At 70.5% G+C, this 15,887-nt stretch carries 14 protein-coding genes; all 14 read left to right on the forward strand.

The window, feature by feature from the left end; all coding sequences use genetic code 11:
• The first annotated feature begins 10 nt into the window (after positions 1–10).
• Positions 11–637 (forward strand): ATP-dependent Clp protease proteolytic subunit, encoded by a 627-nt coding sequence (locus ABIA35_RS40480; protein WP_370345644.1) that lies wholly within the window; start codon positions 11–13, stop codon positions 635–637.
• Positions 638–699: 62 nt separating this feature from the next.
• Positions 700–1,344: an ATP-dependent Clp protease proteolytic subunit gene (locus tag ABIA35_RS40485; protein WP_370345646.1), complete on the forward strand. Its 645-nt coding sequence runs from the start codon at positions 700–702 to the stop codon at positions 1,342–1,344.
• 216 nt (positions 1,345–1,560) lie between these two features.
• Positions 1,561–2,877: an ATP-dependent Clp protease ATP-binding subunit ClpX gene (gene clpX, locus ABIA35_RS40490; protein ID WP_370345648.1), complete on the forward strand. Its 1,317-nt coding sequence runs from the start codon at positions 1,561–1,563 to the stop codon at positions 2,875–2,877.
• Between the two features lie 110 nt (positions 2,878–2,987).
• On the forward strand, positions 2,988–3,209 hold the full coding sequence (locus ABIA35_RS40495) for an antitoxin (protein WP_194908348.1): 222 nt from the start codon (positions 2,988–2,990) through the stop codon (positions 3,207–3,209).
• Between the two features lie 13 nt (positions 3,210–3,222).
• Positions 3,223–3,573, forward strand: coding sequence for a type II toxin-antitoxin system PemK/MazF family toxin (locus ABIA35_RS40500; protein WP_370361466.1), 351 nt, complete (start codon positions 3,223–3,225; stop codon positions 3,571–3,573).
• 47 nt (positions 3,574–3,620) lie between these two features.
• The gene (locus ABIA35_RS40505; protein WP_370361467.1) at positions 3,621–6,269 is read left to right on the forward strand and encodes a valine--tRNA ligase; all 2,649 of its coding nucleotides are present in this window, start codon (positions 3,621–3,623) and stop codon (positions 6,267–6,269) included.
• 37 nt (positions 6,270–6,306) lie between these two features.
• Positions 6,307–7,845 carry a folylpolyglutamate synthase/dihydrofolate synthase family protein gene (locus ABIA35_RS40510; RefSeq protein ID WP_370361468.1) on the forward strand — a complete coding sequence of 513 codons (1,539 nt, stop codon included), beginning with the start codon at positions 6,307–6,309 and terminating at the stop codon, positions 7,843–7,845.
• Positions 7,846–7,856: 11 nt separating this feature from the next.
• Complete coding sequence (locus ABIA35_RS40515; protein ID WP_370361469.1) at positions 7,857–8,273, forward strand: DUF4233 domain-containing protein; 417 nt, start codon at positions 7,857–7,859, stop codon at positions 8,271–8,273.
• Positions 8,274–8,365: 92 nt separating this feature from the next.
• On the forward strand, positions 8,366–9,499 hold the full coding sequence (locus tag ABIA35_RS40520) for a hypothetical protein (RefSeq protein WP_370345658.1): 1,134 nt from the start codon (positions 8,366–8,368) through the stop codon (positions 9,497–9,499).
• 240 nt (positions 9,500–9,739) lie between these two features.
• Complete coding sequence (locus ABIA35_RS40525; RefSeq protein ID WP_370345757.1) at positions 9,740–10,777, forward strand: rod shape-determining protein; 1,038 nt, start codon at positions 9,740–9,742, stop codon at positions 10,775–10,777.
• Between the two features lie 9 nt (positions 10,778–10,786).
• Complete coding sequence (mreC, locus tag ABIA35_RS40530) at positions 10,787–11,659, forward strand: rod shape-determining protein MreC (protein WP_370345660.1); 873 nt, start codon at positions 10,787–10,789, stop codon at positions 11,657–11,659.
• Between the two features lie 185 nt (positions 11,660–11,844).
• A complete protein-coding gene (gene mreD / locus ABIA35_RS40535; protein ID WP_370361470.1) occupies positions 11,845–12,426 on the forward strand; it encodes a rod shape-determining protein MreD in 582 nt (193 codons plus the stop codon).
• Complete coding sequence (gene mrdA / locus ABIA35_RS40540; protein WP_370361471.1) at positions 12,427–14,601, forward strand: penicillin-binding protein 2; 2,175 nt, start codon at positions 12,427–12,429, stop codon at positions 14,599–14,601.
• 7 nt (positions 14,602–14,608) lie between these two features.
• The gene (gene rodA, locus ABIA35_RS40545; protein WP_370361472.1) at positions 14,609–15,832 is read left to right on the forward strand and encodes a rod shape-determining protein RodA; all 1,224 of its coding nucleotides are present in this window, start codon (positions 14,609–14,611) and stop codon (positions 15,830–15,832) included.
• The last annotated feature ends 55 nt before the right edge of the window (positions 15,833–15,887 follow it).

A 15,887-nucleotide genomic window follows, 5' to 3' on the forward strand; every position in this document is an offset into this window, starting at 1 on the left:
GGGTGAACCTATGACGACGCCGCTGACCCCGATGGCCCGTGCGGGCGTTGACAGCCCGCTCGGCCTGAGCGACCAGGTCTACAACCGGCTGCTGCGCAACCGGATCATCTTCCTGGGCACCCAGGTCGACGACGACATCGCCAACTCGCTCTGCGCCCAGCTGCTGCTGCTCACGGCCGAGGACAGCGAGAAGGAGATCTACTTCTACATCAACAGCCCCGGCGGCTCGGTCTCCGCGGGCCTGGCGATCTACGACACGATGATGTACATCCCCAACGACATCGTGACCGTGGGCATGGGCATGGCGGCCTCGATGGGCCAGTTCCTGCTCACCGCCGGCACCCCCGGCAAGCGCTTCGCGCTGCCGAACACCGAGATCCTGCTGCACCAGGGCTCCGCGGGCATCGGCGGCTCCGCGGCGGACATCCGGATCCAGGCCGAGCGCCTGCTGCGCAGCAAGAAGCGGATGGCCGAGCTGACCGCGCAGCACACCGGGCAGACGCTGGACAAGATCGAGCTGGACTCCGACCGGGACACCTGGTTCAGCGCCGAGGAGGCCAAGGAGTACGGCCTCATCGACGACATCATGACGCACGCCAACGACGTCCCCGGCGCCGGCGGCACCGCCCAGGCCTGAGGGCCTCCCAGCGCCCCGCCCGACCCCTACCTGGCCGCTTCATCCCCGGAGGACTCCCTTCCATGAACGACATGCTCTACCGCGGGCCCGAGCACGACGCCCGCTACATCGTCCCCAAGTTCAGCGAGCGCACCAGCTACGGCTTCCGCGAGTGGGACCCGTACTCGAAGCTGTTCGACGAGCGGATCATCTTCCTCGGCGTGCAGATCGACGACGCCTCGGCCAACGACGTGATGGCCCAGCTGATCACCCTCGAGTCGATGGACCCGGACCGGGACATCTCGATCTACATCAACAGCCCCGGCGGCTCCTTCACCGCGCTCACCGCCATCTACGACACGATGCAGTGGGTCAAGCCGGACATCCAGACGGTCTGCATGGGCCAGGCCGCCTCCGCGGCCGCCGTGCTGCTGGCGGCCGGCACCCCGGGCAAGCGCCTGGCGCTGCCCAACGCCCGGATCCTGATCCACCAGCCCTGGAGCGAGGGCGGCCGCGGCGACCTGTCCGACCTGGAGATCCAGGCCAACGAGATCCTGCGGATGCGCACCGTCATGGAGCAGATGCTGGCCAAGCACAGCGGCCGCGACGCCGAGCAGGTGCACAAGGACATCGACCGCGACAAGATCCTGTCGGCCGAGGAGGCCAAGGACTACGGGATCATCGACCAGGTCCTGACCTCCCGCACCGACTCGCTGAACATCCGATGACCGGTTGCGGACACTGATATATCGGCGGGGAGACCCGCCATGGGCCGTGGCATCGGATTATCATTCGATGTCACGGCCGATGCGCTCGCGATTGCCGAGCGCTGACGCCTCGCCGGGGGTATGAGCGGTACCGTCTTGGGGGACAGACTACGAAGCGCCTCCTAGGCGCCAGTAGTGGGTCCAGCACCGGGATCTTCACAAAGGAGAAGCTCCACCGTGGCACGCATCGACAACGCCGACCTGCTGAAGTGCTCTTTCTGCGGCAAGAGCCAGAAGCAGGTCAAGAAGCTCATCGCGGGCCCCGGCGTGTACATCTGCGACGAGTGCATCGATCTGTGCAACGAGATCATCGAGGAGGAGCCCGGCGAGCCGGCCGCGGCCCGGGGCCTGGCCGAGCTGCCCAAGCCCAAGGAGATCTACGACTTCCTCGACGAGTACGTCATCGGCCAGGAGAACGCCAAGAAGAGCCTGTCGGTGGCGGTGTACAACCACTACAAGCGGGTGCAGGCCGGGGACTACCAGCGCGAGCGCGGCGGGCGCCGGGCCGAGCACATCGAGCTGGCCAAGTCCAACATCCTCATGCTGGGCCCCACCGGCTGCGGCAAGACCTACCTGGCGCAGACCCTGGCCCGGATGCTGAACGTCCCGTTCGCCATCGCCGACGCCACGGCGCTGACCGAGGCCGGGTACGTCGGCGAGGACGTCGAGAACATCCTGCTCAAGCTGATCCAGGCGGCCGACTACGACATCAAGAAGGCCGAGTCCGGGATCATCTACATCGACGAGATCGACAAGATCGCCCGCAAGGCCGAGAATCCGTCGATCACCCGGGACGTCTCCGGCGAGGGCGTGCAGCAGGCGCTGCTGAAGATCCTGGAGGGCACGGTCTCCTCGGTGCCGCCGCAGGGCGGGCGCAAGCACCCGCACCAGGAGTTCCTGCAGATCGACACCACCAACGTGCTGTTCATCGTGGCCGGCGCCTTCGAGGGCCTGGACAAGATCGTGGACGCCCGGGTGAACAAGCGCGGGATGGGCTTCACCGCCCAGCTGCGCTCCCGCTACGACGTGGACACCACCGACGTCTTCGCCGACGTGCTGCCCGAGGACCTGCTCAAGTACGGCATGATCCCGGAGTTCGTGGGCCGGCTGCCCGTGGTCACCTCGGTGCACAAGCTGGACCGCGCGGCCCTGGTCCGCATCCTGGTCGAGCCGCGCAACGCGCTGATCAAGCAGTACCAGCGCCTGATGGAGCTCGACGGCGTGGAGCTGGTCTTCGAGGACGACGCCGTGGAGGCCATCGCCGACCAGGCGATCCTGCGCGGCACCGGCGCCCGCGGACTGCGCGCGATCATGGAGGAGGTGCTGATGTCGGTGATGTACGAGGTCCCCAGCCACTCCGACGTCGGCACCGTGGTCATCACCGGCGAGGTGGTGCGCGAGCACGTGCTGCCCACGCTGGTGCCGCGGGACCAGCAGTTCCGGCGGACCGGAACTCAGCAGAACCTCAACGAGCGCCGGGAGCGCTCGGCTTAAGGTTCCTCAACAGACAAACAAGGCGGCGGTTCGCTTCGGCGGGCCGCCGCTTCGCTCTTTCGAGTGCTACCTCGGTGGTACCATGGGTCGTACCGGGGTAGCATTGACTCATGGTGACGAAACTCAGCATTTCCCTCCCCGATGACGATGTGGCGTTCCTGGACGAGTTGGACGCCGGTTCTCGGTCGGCGGCCATACACGCCGCCATCGAAGTGGCTCGCTCCATGAGCCTGGTCGACGACTACACCGCCGCGTACGACGAATGGGTCGAGTCCGGCGACGCCGAACTGTGGGAGGCCGTGGTCGGCGACGGGATCACAGATGATGAGTAGTCCGGTGCCGGCTATGCGCCGAGGCGACGTGTTCTGGGTTGATCTGAACCCGGCCCGGGGCAGCGAGGCCAACAAGATCCGCCCAGCGATCATCGTCTCCAACAATGGAGCGAATTCTGCGGCGCACCAGAACGGCCGAGGGGTGATCACGGTGGTGCCCGTCAGCTCGAAGATCACGCGCGTCTACCCGTTCCAGGTGCTCATCGAAGCCGTCGACCATCCGGGGCTGCAAAGAGATTCCAAAGCCCTGGTCGAACAGATCCGTAATGTAGACGTCTCCCGGATCGGTCGACGGATCACGGCCCTGAGCCCGATCACGATAAAGAAGCTGGAGGCCGCGATGCGCATGCATCTCATGCTGTAGCCGATACTCGGCAGAAACGCCTCGGGGGCACCACTAAGCTTGTCTGCGTGAATGAAACCACCAACCCAGCCGCCCAGGGCGCTGCCGACAGCGCCGCCACCACACTGCCGACCGCTTACGCGCCGGTAGAGGTAGAGGGCGAGCTGTACGAGCGGTGGGTAAAGAACGGCTACTTCACCGCCGACGCGGCCTCCGACAAGGAGCCGTTCACCATCGTCATCCCGCCGCCGAACGTGACCGGTTCGCTGCACGTGGGCCACGCGCTCAACCAGTCGATCCAGGACGCGATCATCCGGCGCAAGCGGATGCAGGGCTACGAGGCCCTGTACCTGCCGGGCATGGACCACGCCGGTATCGCCACCCAGAACGCGGTGGAGCGCGAACTGGCCAAGGAGGGCCTGTCGCGGCACGACCTGGGCCGCGAGGCGTTCGTGAAGAAGGTCTGGGACTGGAAGGCCGAGTACGGCGGCAAGATCCTGGGCCAGCAGCGCCGGCTGGGGGTCTCCCTGGACTGGTCGCGCGAGCGCTTCACGATGGACGAGGGCCTGTCCAAGGCCGTGCAGACCATCTTCAAGAAGATGTACGACGACGGCCTGATCTACCGCGCCGAGCGCATCATCAACTGGTGCCCGCGCTGTCTGACCGCGCTGTCGGACATCGAGGTGGACCACTACGACGAACCCGGCGAGCTGGTCTCCATCCGCTACGGCGAGGGTGAGGACTCGATCGTGGTGGCGACCTCGCGCGCCGAGACGATGCTCGGCGACACCGCGGTGGCCGTGCACCCGAACGACGAGCGCTACCAGCACCTGATCGGCCGGGAAGTGGAGCTCCCGCTCACCGACCGCCGCATCCCGATCGTGGCCGACGAGCACGTGGACCCCGAGTTCGGGACCGGTGCGGTGAAGGTGACGCCGGCGCACGACCCGAACGACTTCGAGATCGGCCGCCGGCACAACCTGCCGATGCCCACGATCCTGGACGAGCACGCGAACATCACCGTGCACGGCCCGTTCCTGGGCCTGGACCGCTTCGAGGCCCGGCCGGCCGTGGTGCGGGCGCTGCGCGAGGAGGGCCGCATCGTCGGCCAGAAGCAGCTGCTGCGCCCGGTGGGCCACTGCTCGCGCTGCGACACCGTGGTGGAGCCCCGGCTGTCGATGCAGTGGTGGGTGAAGGTGGAGACGTTGGCCAAGGCCGCCGGCGACGCGGTGCGCGACGACCGGGTGCAGATCCACCCGAAGGAGATGGAGCCGCGCTACTTCGCCTGGGTCGACAACATGCACGACTGGACGATCTCCCGCCAGCTGTGGTGGGGCCACCGGATCCCGATCTGGTACGGCCCGAACGGCGAGGTCGTGTGCGTGGGCCCGGACGAGGAGCCGCCGGCCGGCCCGGGCTGGTATCAGGACTCGGACGTGCTCGACACCTGGTTCTCCTCCGGGCTGTGGCCGTTCTCCACGCTGGGCTGGCCGGAGCAGACCCCTGATCTGGCGAAGTTCTACCCGACCTCGGTGCTGCACACCGGCTACGACATCATCTTCTTCTGGGTGGCCCGGATGATGATGTTCGGCCTGTACGCCATGGACGGCGTGCAGCCCTTCGACAAGGTGGTCCTGTCCGGTCTGGTGCGCGACCAGTTCGGCAAGAAGATGTCGAAGTCCAAGGGCAACGGCGTCGACCCGCTGGAGTGGATGGACAAGTTCGGCTCCGACGCGGTGCGCTTCGGCCTGCTGCGCGGCGCGAACCCCGGCGCGGACCAGGCGGTGGCCGAGGACTGGATCGCCGGTGCGCGCAACTTCGCGACCAAGATCTGGAACGCCACCCGGTTCGCGATGATGAACGGCGCGTTCGTGCCGTCCGAGCTGCCGCCGGCCGACCGGCTCACGGTCGAGGACCGCTGGATCCTGTCCCGCCTCAACGAGGTGGTGGCCGAGGTGGACGCCCTCTACGAGGACTTCCAGTTCGCCAAGACCATGGAGACCCTCTACCACTTCGTGTGGGACGAGGTCTGCGACTGGTACATCGAGCTGTCCAAGCTGCGCCTGCCGATCGGCGTCGCGGCCGACGACCCCGATGCGCAGACCGCGCGCGCGGTGCTCGGCCACGTGCTGGACGTCATGCTGCGCCTGCTGCACCCGGCCGTGCCCTACGTGACCGAGACGCTCTGGACGGCGCTGACCGGCCGGGAGTCGATCGTGATCGCCGAGTGGCCGACCGCCGACCTGTCGCGGGTGGACGCGGACGCCGAGGCGGTGATCGAGGCCGTGCAGGAGGTCGTCACCGAGGTGCGCCGGTTCCGGACCGACCAGGGTGTGAAGGACGCGCAGCGGGTGGCCGCGCGGCTGACGCTGACCGACCCGAAGCTGGCCGGACAGGAGCCGGCGATCCGGCTGCTGAACCGGCTCACGGCTCCCGAGGACGGCTTCAGCGCGACCGCGACCCTGGCCGCGACCGGGGCGAAGGTGGAGCTCGACACGTCCGGCACCATCGACGTGGCCGCCGAGCGCAAGCGGCTGGAGAAGGGCCTGGCCGCCGCGCGCAAGGAGATCGAGCAGGCGAACGCGAAGCTCGGCAACGCCGACTTCCTGGCCAAGGCGCCCGACGCCGTGGTGGACAAGATCCGCAAGCGGCTGGCCGATGCCGAGAGCGACGTCGCCCGCCTGGGCGCCCAGCTCGACGCGCTGCCGTCCGCTTAATCGGCCCCAGCGGCCGCGATAAGGAACCATCAGCACCATGGCGACGAACATCGACCCGGAGCTCCAGGAGCAGTTCGACGAAGTCGAGCACGAGCTCCTGGAGCGCTGGCCGGAGACCAAGATGGACCCCACCCTGGCACGGGTGAGGGCCCTGACCGAGATCCTGGGCGACCCCCAGAAGGCGTACCCGGTCGTCCACATCACGGGGACCAACGGCAAGACGTCCACCGCGCGGATGATCGAGACCCTGCTGCGCGAGCTCAACCTGCGCACCGGGCGGTTCACCTCGCCGCACCTGGAGTCGATGAACGAGCGCATCACCCTGGACGGGGCGCCGATCCCGCTTCGGCGCTTCGTCGAGGTCTACGAGGACATCCGGCCGTACGTGGACATCGTGGACTCCTCCCAGGAGTTCCCGATGTCCTTCTTCGAGGTGATCACCGGCATGGCGTTCGCGGCGTTCGCGGACGCCCCGGTGGACGTCGCGGTCCTGGAAGTGGGCCTGGGCGGCACCTGGGACTGCACCAACGTCGCCGACGGGCAGGTCGCGGTGATCACCCCGATCGACGTGGACCACGCGCACATCCTCGGCGACAACCCGGCGCAGATCGCCTCGGAGAAGGCCGGGATCATCAAGGAGGGCGCGGTCGTCGTCATGGGCCGCCAGCCCGTCGAGGCCGCCGAGGTCATCCTGCGCCGGGCCGCCGAGGTCGACGCCACCGTGGCCCGCGAGGGCCTGGAGTTCGGGGTCGTGGAGCGCCAGCAGGCGCTCGGCGGCCAGCAGATCACGATCAAGGGTCTGGCCGGCGAGTACACGGACGTCTACCTGCCGCTGTACGGCGAGCACATGGCGCACAACGCGGCGACTGCGGTGGCCGCCGTCGAGGCCTTCCTCGGCGCCGGCCGCGGCGGCGCGGCGCTGGACCCGGACGTGGTCCGCGAGGCGTTCGCGAAGGTCACCTCGCCGGGCCGGCTGGAAGTGGTCCGGCGCGGTCCCACGGTGATCCTGGACGCCACCCACAACCCGGCCGGCGCCCGGGCCACCGCGCAGGCCCTGGCCGACGACTTCACCTTCGACCACCTGGTCGGCGTGATCGGCGCGATGCGGGACAAGGACGTCGCCGGGATCCTGGAGGTCCTGGAGCCGGTGCTGAACGAGGTCGTCGTCACCCAGAACAACACCGAGCGCGCGATGCCCGCCGCGGTGCTGGGGGAGCTGGCCGTCGAGATCTTCGGCGCCGACCGGGTCCACGAGGCGGTCCGCCTGGACGACGCCATCGACCTGGCCATCGGCCTGGCCGAGGCCGCGGTTCCGGCCGGCACCTCCAGCGGGGCCGGCGTCATCGTGACCGGGTCGGTGGTCACCGCGGGGCAGGCGCGTACGCTGCTGGTGCGGAACCGCTCCGAGCGCGTCGAGGACCGGCACAGCTTCGAGGACGTCGAGTTCGGGGACTCCGAGAAGGAGGACTTCGACGACCGCGACTTCGACCCCTTCGGGGAACGGGGGAGCAAGGACGGCCAGGACGGCGACCGCGACGACCTGTCTGACGACGAGTTCGGCGGTGACGACCGATGATGGTCCGGCGGATGGCAGCCTCGGTGCTGTGCTTCGAGGTCCTGGTGATCCTCTTCTTCGCCCTGGTGGCGATGAAGCTCTCCGACCTGAGCTCCGGCACGGTCTGGGCGATATGCGGTCCCGGCATGGTGCTGGCCGCGCTGCTGTGCGGCATGCTGCGCAAGCCCTGGGCCTACACCGTGGGCTGGGTGCTTCAGGCGGCGCTGATCGTCGCCGGTTTCGTGATCACCGACATGTTCTTCGTCGGCGGCTGCTTCGCGCTGCTCTGGTACTGGGCCCTGAAGGCCGGACGGCAGATCGACGCGGAGAAGGCGGCGGCTTACGCGGCCTACGAGGCGGCTCAGGCGGCTCAGGCGGCTCAGGCCGAGCAGCCAGAGCAGGTGGATGAAGCCGGACAGTCGGCGGAGGCTACGGCCGCCAAGGCCTGAAAGCCACCACCCACGCTGTCGAGGCGGAATCCGCATCATCATTTCGGGCTAATCAGCGCCATTCCCACGCATTGCCCGGGTAGCTCCCTCACATGCTCTACCCCGAGGCCCTGGCCGTGGACCGCCACACGGCGACCGTCGGCTCGCGACGTGACCTGCGCAACCGGTTGATGGCCGGGGCGGTGGTCGCGCTCGCCGGCGTGTTCGTGGTCTACCTGCTCGCCGCGCGAACACGGTGGGGGCAGGACTTCGAGAACGCCGCTCTGGTCGGCGCCAGAGACCACCGGACCAGCGGCTGGTACGGCGACGCCGACCGGTGGCTGAACCGGCTCACCGCCGAGAGCTTCGGGGCCTCGCTGGCCGTCATCGCGGTGGTCGGACTGCTGCGGCGGCGGTTGGCGCTCGCGCTGTGCGGCGTGCTCGTGGCCGGCGGGACGGTGATCGCGGCGCGCTTCCTGAAGGGCGCGCTGCCGAGCCGGCCGGTGTTCGGGACCGGAACCGCGGACGCGGGTCAGGGGGCTCATGCGGCCGTCGCCAAGGGTGCGGCGAACGCGGCGGCCCACGCGGCTGGAGCCGCGGCCGCCGCCGCGCACGCGGTCACCGCCGGAGTCGCGGCCGGAGCCACCACGGCAGCCGGCCACGCGGCCGCCGCTGTCCACACCGTCCACACCGTGCACGCCGCGCTCGCTCCCGACCGGGCCCCGAACACCCTGCCCTCCGGCCACGCGGCCGCGGCGATGGGTCTGGTCGTCGGAGCCCTCATCGTCGTCAGCCGCCGCTGGTACGTGCCGGTCGTCGCGCTGACGCTGCCCGGCGCGGCCTTCGCCGGCGTGGCGACCGTGGCAGCGGACTGGCACAGGGTCTCCGACACCGTCGCCGCGGATCTGCTCGCCCTGGCCGTCGGGCTGCTCGGGATGGCGGGGGTGACGCAGCTCGGACTGGTGCGTCCGGGACCGTCGGTCGGCCAGAGCAGTCTGAGCCAGCGCCTGCTCTACGCGGTGCTGCTCAGCATCGCGACGGCCGCGCTCGCGGTCGGGGCCGCCTACTTCGTGCGCTACCACGGTGCCGTCTCCGAAACGGTGCGCGCCGACGCGGCCTACTGGTCGGCACAGGCGCTCGCGCTCGGCGCGGCGGTCACGGCGGCCGGCGTCATGCTCGGCGTGTGCCGGAACCTGGAGTCGGTGGGGCACCGGCCGCCGCGCGGGCTGACGATCCAGGCACCATGACTCACCGGTGGCGGGCGGCCTATGAAATGCCGCACTTCCGCTCTCCAGAGCCCTGACATAAGCATCCTCACCCGTTCGGGCGTACCGCTTGGGGGTGAATCGGATGCTCGGGGAGCTATCGGGCATAACGCTGGTTAGGATCGGTCGCGGGCGTTGCACTTTCACGCCCGTCGCCGACGGCAAGACATTCGGCAACAACATCCGAGCGACGGAAGATGGGGATCGCGCATGGGCTCCGGGATGGCGGTCATCGGTCGGGACATCGCGGTTGACCTCGGGACCGCGAACACCCTGGTGTACGTACGCGGCCGAGGCATCGTGCTGAACGAGCCCTCGGTGGTCGCGGTGGACACCACGACCGGCGCGGTGCTCGCGGTCGGCGCCGAGGCCAAGAAGATGATCGGCCGCACGCCCGGCAACATCGTGGCGATCCGGCCGCTCAAGGACGGAGTCATCGCCGACTTCGAAGTCGCCGAGCGGATGCTGCGCTACTTCATCCGCAAGGCGCACAAACGGCGGTGGCTGGCACAGCCCCGGGTCATCGTCTGCGTCCCGTCCGGCATCACCGGCGTGGAGAAGCGCGCGGTCGAGGACGCGGCCAGCGCCGCCGGCGCGCGCAGCGTGCACCTGATCGAGGAGCCGATGGCCGCGGCGATCGGCGCCGGCCTGCCGGTCCAGGAGGCCACCGGCAACATGGTCGTGGACATCGGCGGCGGCACCACCGAGGTCGCGGTCATCTCCTACGGCGGCATCGTCACCGCGCTGAGCGTGCGGGTCGCCGGCGACGAGCTCGACAACGCGATCATCCAGTACACGAAGAAGGAGTACTCGCTGCTGCTGGGCGACCGCACCGCCGAGGAGATCAAGGTGACGGTCGGCTCGGCCTGGGACGCCGGGGAGGAGACCCGCGCCGAGGTGCGCGGCCGCGACCTGGTCTCGGGGCTGCCGAAGGTGATCCTGCTGTCCTCCGGCGAGGTGCGCAAGGCGATCGAGGAGCCGGTGACGGCGATCGTGGACGCGGTGCGCGACACCCTGGACAAGTGCCCGCCGGAACTGGCCGGCGACATCATGGACCGCGGCATCGTCCTCACCGGCGGCGGCGCCATGCTGCACGGCCTGGACGAGCGGATCCGCGAGGAGACCGGCATGCCGGTGCACATCGCGGAGAACCCGCTGGACTCCGTGGTCCTGGGCTCCGGGCGCTGCCTGGAGGAGTTCGAGGCGCTGGCCCCGGTGCTGGGCTCCTTGAACAACCGCCGCCGTCCCGGGCGGAGGTAGGCCGGGAGCGTGCGTGACGACAAGCGGACGAGGCTGCTGCTGGCGGTACTGCTGGCGGCGGCCTTCGCCATGATCACCGTGGACGCCCGGGGCGGAGCGCGCTCGCCGCTGCGGCCGCTGCGCTCCGGCGGCGAGGCCGTGTTCGGCCCGGTGGCCGACACGGTCGCGACGGCCGAGCGGCCGGTGGGCGACTTCGTCCACGATCTGGGCCACAGCAGGCAGGACAAGAAGGAGATCGCGCAGCTCAAGGCCCAGAACGCGGCGCTGCGCCAGCAGAGCGAGACCGCCGCCGACGCCCGGGCCCGGGCCGCCGAGCTCGACAAGCTGCTGCACGTCGCCACGGTCGGCGGCTACCGCACGATCCCGGCGCGGGTGATGTCCTTCGCCCCGCAGCAGCAGGGCACGTGGTCGGCGACCATCGACGCCGGGACGCTGGACGGGGTCAAGCCGGGGATGACCGTGCTCGACGGCGACGGCCTGGTCGGCCGGACTGTGGCCGTCGGCCGCGACACCGCGACCGTGCTGCTGGCCGACGACCCGCGCTTCACCGTCGGCGTGCGGACCCCGGGCACCGGCGGCGCCGGCGGCGGGGAGGTGGGGCTGGCCACCGGCGGCGGCGACGGCCGCTTCAGCGTGCAGTTCTTCGACCCCCAGGCCGACATCCCGCTCGGGACGCCGGTGCTGACCTTCGGCTCGGCCGGCGGCACGCCGTTCGTGCCCGGCGTGCCGCTGGGCACCGTGACCTCGGTGCAGCCCACGCCCGGCGCGATGACCCGCACCGCGGTGGTGAAGCCGTTCGTGGCCTACGACGGCCTGCAGACCGTCGGCGTGGTGGTGGAACCGCCGCGCCAGGATCCGCGCGACGCGCTGGTGGCGCGGTGAGCGCGCCGGCCCCGGGCCGCGGCTCTGGCTCCGGCTCGGGCTCGGGCTCCGGCTTCAGCTTCGGCCCCTGCCTTGGCCTTGGCGCCTGCTCCGGCTCCGGCTTCGGCTCCCGAACCAGCCGCAGCCTCAGCCTCAGCCCCAGCCCCCGACCCCACCCCGGAACCGACCTCGGGAGAGTGTGACCCTTGAGACTCACCGGCTTCCTGGCCATGCTCTGCGGCCTGGCCCTGGTGCTGGCCCTGCAGGACGCGCTGCTGTCCGCGGTGCACCTGCCGCTGGCCGCCCCGGACCTGCTGCTGGCCGTGGTCGCCGCGATCGGCTTCGCCCGCGGCCCGCGCACGGGGCTGCTGGCCGGCTTCCTGCTCGGCCTGGCCGCGGACGTCTCGCCGCCGGCCGCGCACGCGATCGGCAGCCAGGCGTTCGTGCTCTGTCTGTCCGGCTACCTGGCCGGCCGGGCCGCCGGTGCCGTGCAGGGCACCGTCCTGCGGCCGATCCTGGTGGTCGCGGGGCTGGCCGCGATGTCCCCGGCGCTGTACGAGGGCCTGGAGTTCGCGGTGGGCAACGCCCAGTTCCACGGCGTGCCGGCCGCCGCCGCGGCGTCCGCGCTGTACACCGGCCTGCTGGCCCCGTTCGTCATCCCGGTGGTGGGCTTCGTGCTGGGCCGGGGCGAGGCCCGGGGCCTGCCCACGCAGCGCTCGCACAGTCGGCTGCCGGGTGTCAAGACGTTGAATCGCCGGACCTCGGCCGGCAGTTCGCAGGTGTTGTAGATGACTTCGACGCAGAGCCGGCTCGCCGACCGGCGCCACGCGCGGCTGATGGTGCTGCGGGTGCTGGTGCTCGCGCTGCTCGCGACCCTCGTCGCCCGGCTGTGGTACCTGCAGGTGCGGACCGGTCAGACCTTCCGCGACGCCGCCGCCGCGAACGACGTCCGCACCGTGATCAACCCGGCCGTGCGCGGCGACATCCTGGACGACCTGGGCCGCCCCCTGGTCGACAACAAGTCGGCGCTGACGCTGTCGGTCGACCGCAACACCCTGCTGGGCACCAAGGACCACGGGGTCTCGACGCTGGCCCGGCTGGCCTCGGTGCTGGGCACCACCCCGCAGACCATCTCCGACGAGATCCGGCCCTGTACCGCCAAGGTTCCCAAGCCCTGCTGGAACGGCTCGCTGCTGCAGCCGGTCCCGATCGCTCGCAACGTCTCGGTGCAGCAGGCGCTCCAGGTCTCCGAGCAGCACGAGCTCTTCCCGGGCGTGACCGCGGGCCCGGACACCGTCCGCCGGTTCCCGGCGCCGTACAGCCTGAACGCCGCGCACATCCTGGGCTACCTGTCCCCGGTCACCGAGAACGAACTGGCCGCCGCCACCGCCAAGGGCGAGGTGATGCAGCGCTCGGATCTGGTCGGGCGGGCCGGCCTGGAGGAGACCTACGACTCCTACCTGCGCGGCCAGGAGGGCGAGACCCAGGTCTCGGTGGACATCCTCGGGCACGCGCAAGCGACCCTGGCCACCAAGCCGCCGGTCAACGGCGACCACCTGGTGACCTCGATCGACGCCCGGATCCAGGCGGTCGCCGAGCGCGAGCTGGACAACGCGGTGAAGCGGGCCCGCTCGCAGACCTCGCCGACCAACGGCAAGCCCTACGCCGCCGACTCCGCGGCCACGGTCGTGCTGGACGCGCGCACCGGCAGGGTGGTGGCGATGGCCAGCACGCCGACCTACGACCCCAACGTCTTCACCGGCGGCATCTCGCAGGCTGACTACTCCGCGCTGACCTCGGCCTCGGCCGGGACCCCGCTGCTGTCCCGGGCCTTCCAGGGCCAGTTCGCGCCGGGCTCCACGTTCAAGGCCGTGACCACCGCCGCGATGTTGCAGGACGGCTTCGGCACCGGCACCTACGACTGCTCGCCGGCCTTCAAGATCGGCGGACAGAGCTTCACCAACTTCGAGGGCGAGGCGTTCGGGCCGATCTCGCTGAAGCGGGCCATCGAGGTGTCCTGCGACACGGTCTTCTACGGCGTCGCCTACCAGATGTGGCTGCGCGACGGCGGGCTCAAGCCGATCGCGCATCCGCTCGAACCGATCGCCACCATGGCGCACGCCTTCGGGCTCGGCGCCAAGACCGGCATCGACCTGCCGGGCGAGGCCAAGGGCGACATCCAGACCCGCGCGGAGAAGCAGGCGACCTGGAACACCATGCACACCATCTGGTGCAAGCGGGCCAAGGACGGCTACCCGGAGCTGCTGGGCTCGGACCCGGCGCGCGCGGCGTACCTGCAGGCGATCGCCAAGGAGAACTGCACCGACGGCTACAAGTACCAGCCCGGCGACGCCGCGATCTCGGCCATCGGCCAGGGCGGTGACCTGGTGACCCCGCTGCAGCTGGCCCGGGTCTACGCGGCCGTGGCCAACGGCGGCATCCTCTACCAGCCGCAGATCGGCCGGGCGCTCGTCTCCCCGGACGGCAAGGTGGTCAAGGACCTGCCGCCGATCGTGACCCGCAAGCTCCCGGTGTCGGCCTCGACGCTGGCGTTCCTGGAGGACGCGCTGCACGGCACCTCGACCGAGGGCACCGCGGGCCCGGCCTTCGCGGCCTGGCCGGAGAACCTGATCCCGACCTACGCCAAGACGGGAACCGCGGAAGTCTACGGAAAGCAGACCACGTCCTGCTTCGTCGCCTTCGCCGGCACCGAGACCGGGCCGCGCTACGTCGTGGCGATGATGGTCTCCCAGGGTGGCACCGGTGTCGGGACGTCCGGGCCGTCGGTGGAGGCGATCCTGGCCGCGCTGTTCGGCGTGGACATGGGACACCCGGACCCCAAGGGCACGCTGCCGACGGCGCTGCCGGCGGTGCGCCCCGACGGTCTGCTGCCGGCGCTCCCGCCGGCCACCACGCTGCCCACGCCCCCGCCGCCCTCGCCCTCGCCCACCACGAAGCAGTGAGCACGCCGTGACCCTGAACCCCGCGATCAACAAGGGCCCGGCGGCGATGCCGGTGGCCGAGACCCGGCGCCGCTCCAGCCGGCTGCGCCGCTTCGACTGGACGCTGCTGGCCGCGGCGCTGGCGCTGTCGGTGTACGGCGCGATCCTGGTGTGGTCGGCCACGCGCGGGCGCACCAGCCTGACCGGCGGCGACCCGCAGTTCTTCCTCAAGCGGCACCTGATGAACCTGGCGATCGGCCTGGTCCTCATGGTGCTGACCTCGGTGCTCTCCTATGCCTGGGTCCGCGCGGTGACGCCGGTGTTCTACGTGCTGGCGCTGCTGGGCCTGGGCGCGGTGCTCAGCCCGCTGGGCTCCACGGTGAACGGCGCGAAGTCCTGGATCGAGCTCGGCGGCGGCTTCTCCATCCAGCCCGCCGAGTACGCCAAGGTCGCGGTGGTCCTGGGCCTGGCGGTGGTGCTGACGCTGCCGCCGACCAAGGGCGTGCTGTCCGGGATGTCCGAGCGGGACGACGCGGTCACCCCGCGCCGGATCGCCGGTGCCGGCCTGGTCGCCGGCCTGCCGACCGGCGTCATCATGCTCCTGCCGGACCTGGGCTCGGCGATGGTGATCCTGGTCGCCACCGCCGGCATGCTGGTCTTCGCCGGCACCAGCGGCCGCTGGCTGGCCGTCCTCGGCGCGGGCGGGGCGGTCGGCGCCGTGGCCGCCACGCAGCTGCACCTGCTGGCCCAGCACCAGGTCAACCGGTTCGCGGCGTTCGCCGACCCGCATCTGGACCCGCAGGGCGTCGGCTACAACACCGCGCAGGCGCGCCTGGCCATCGGCTCCGGCGGCGTACTGGGCAAGGGGCTGTTCAACGGGACGCAGACCAACGGCCGCTATGTCCCCGAGCAGCAGACGGACTTCGTCTTCACGGTGGCCGGCGAGGAGTTGGGCTTCGTCGGCGGTGTGGTCCTCATCGCGCTTTTCGCGGTCCTGCTGCTGCGCGGCATCGCGATCGCGCGGCAGTGCGAGGACCTGTTCGGGATGCTGGTCTGCGCCGGCGTGGTCAGCTGGTTCGCGTTCGAGACCTTCGAGAACATCGGCATGACGCTGGGGATCATGCCGGTCGCGGGCATCCCGCTGCCGTTCGTCTCCTATGGCGGCTCGTCGATGTTCGCCAGCTTCATCGCGATCGGCCTGGTGGAGAACGTGCGGCTGAGGTCCACGAGGCCGGCGATCACGGTGGAGTGAAAGCGACGGATCGCCCTTCGGGCACGCGTTAGGCTGGATCTGCGGCGCCGTCAGC

Origin of the sequence: Catenulispora sp. MAP12-49 (genome assembly GCF_041262705.1) — a bacterium.
Taxonomy (GTDB): Bacteria; Actinomycetota; Actinomycetes; order Streptomycetales; family Catenulisporaceae; genus Catenulispora.

Excerpts from the sequence above, each read along its gene's own strand:
- ABIA35_RS40480 (WP_370345644.1), top strand. The coding sequence starts at position 11 with ATGACGACGCCGCTGACCCCGATGGCCCGTGCGGGCGTTGACAGCCCG.
- ABIA35_RS40485 (WP_370345646.1), top strand. The coding sequence starts at position 700 with ATGAACGACATGCTCTACCGCGGGCCCGAGCACGACGCCCGCTACATC.
- ABIA35_RS40495 (WP_194908348.1), top strand. The coding sequence starts at position 2,988 with ATGGTGACGAAACTCAGCATTTCCCTCCCCGATGACGATGTGGCGTTC.
- ABIA35_RS40500 (WP_370361466.1), top strand. The coding sequence starts at position 3,223 with ATGCGCCGAGGCGACGTGTTCTGGGTTGATCTGAACCCGGCCCGGGGC.
- ABIA35_RS40510 (WP_370361468.1), top strand. The coding sequence starts at position 6,307 with ATGGCGACGAACATCGACCCGGAGCTCCAGGAGCAGTTCGACGAAGTC.
- ABIA35_RS40515 (WP_370361469.1), top strand. The coding sequence starts at position 7,857 with ATGGCAGCCTCGGTGCTGTGCTTCGAGGTCCTGGTGATCCTCTTCTTC.
- ABIA35_RS40520 (WP_370345658.1), top strand. The coding sequence starts at position 8,366 with ATGCTCTACCCCGAGGCCCTGGCCGTGGACCGCCACACGGCGACCGTC.
- ABIA35_RS40525 (WP_370345757.1), top strand. The coding sequence starts at position 9,740 with ATGGCGGTCATCGGTCGGGACATCGCGGTTGACCTCGGGACCGCGAAC.
- mrdA (WP_370361471.1), top strand. The coding sequence starts at position 12,427 with ATGACTTCGACGCAGAGCCGGCTCGCCGACCGGCGCCACGCGCGGCTG.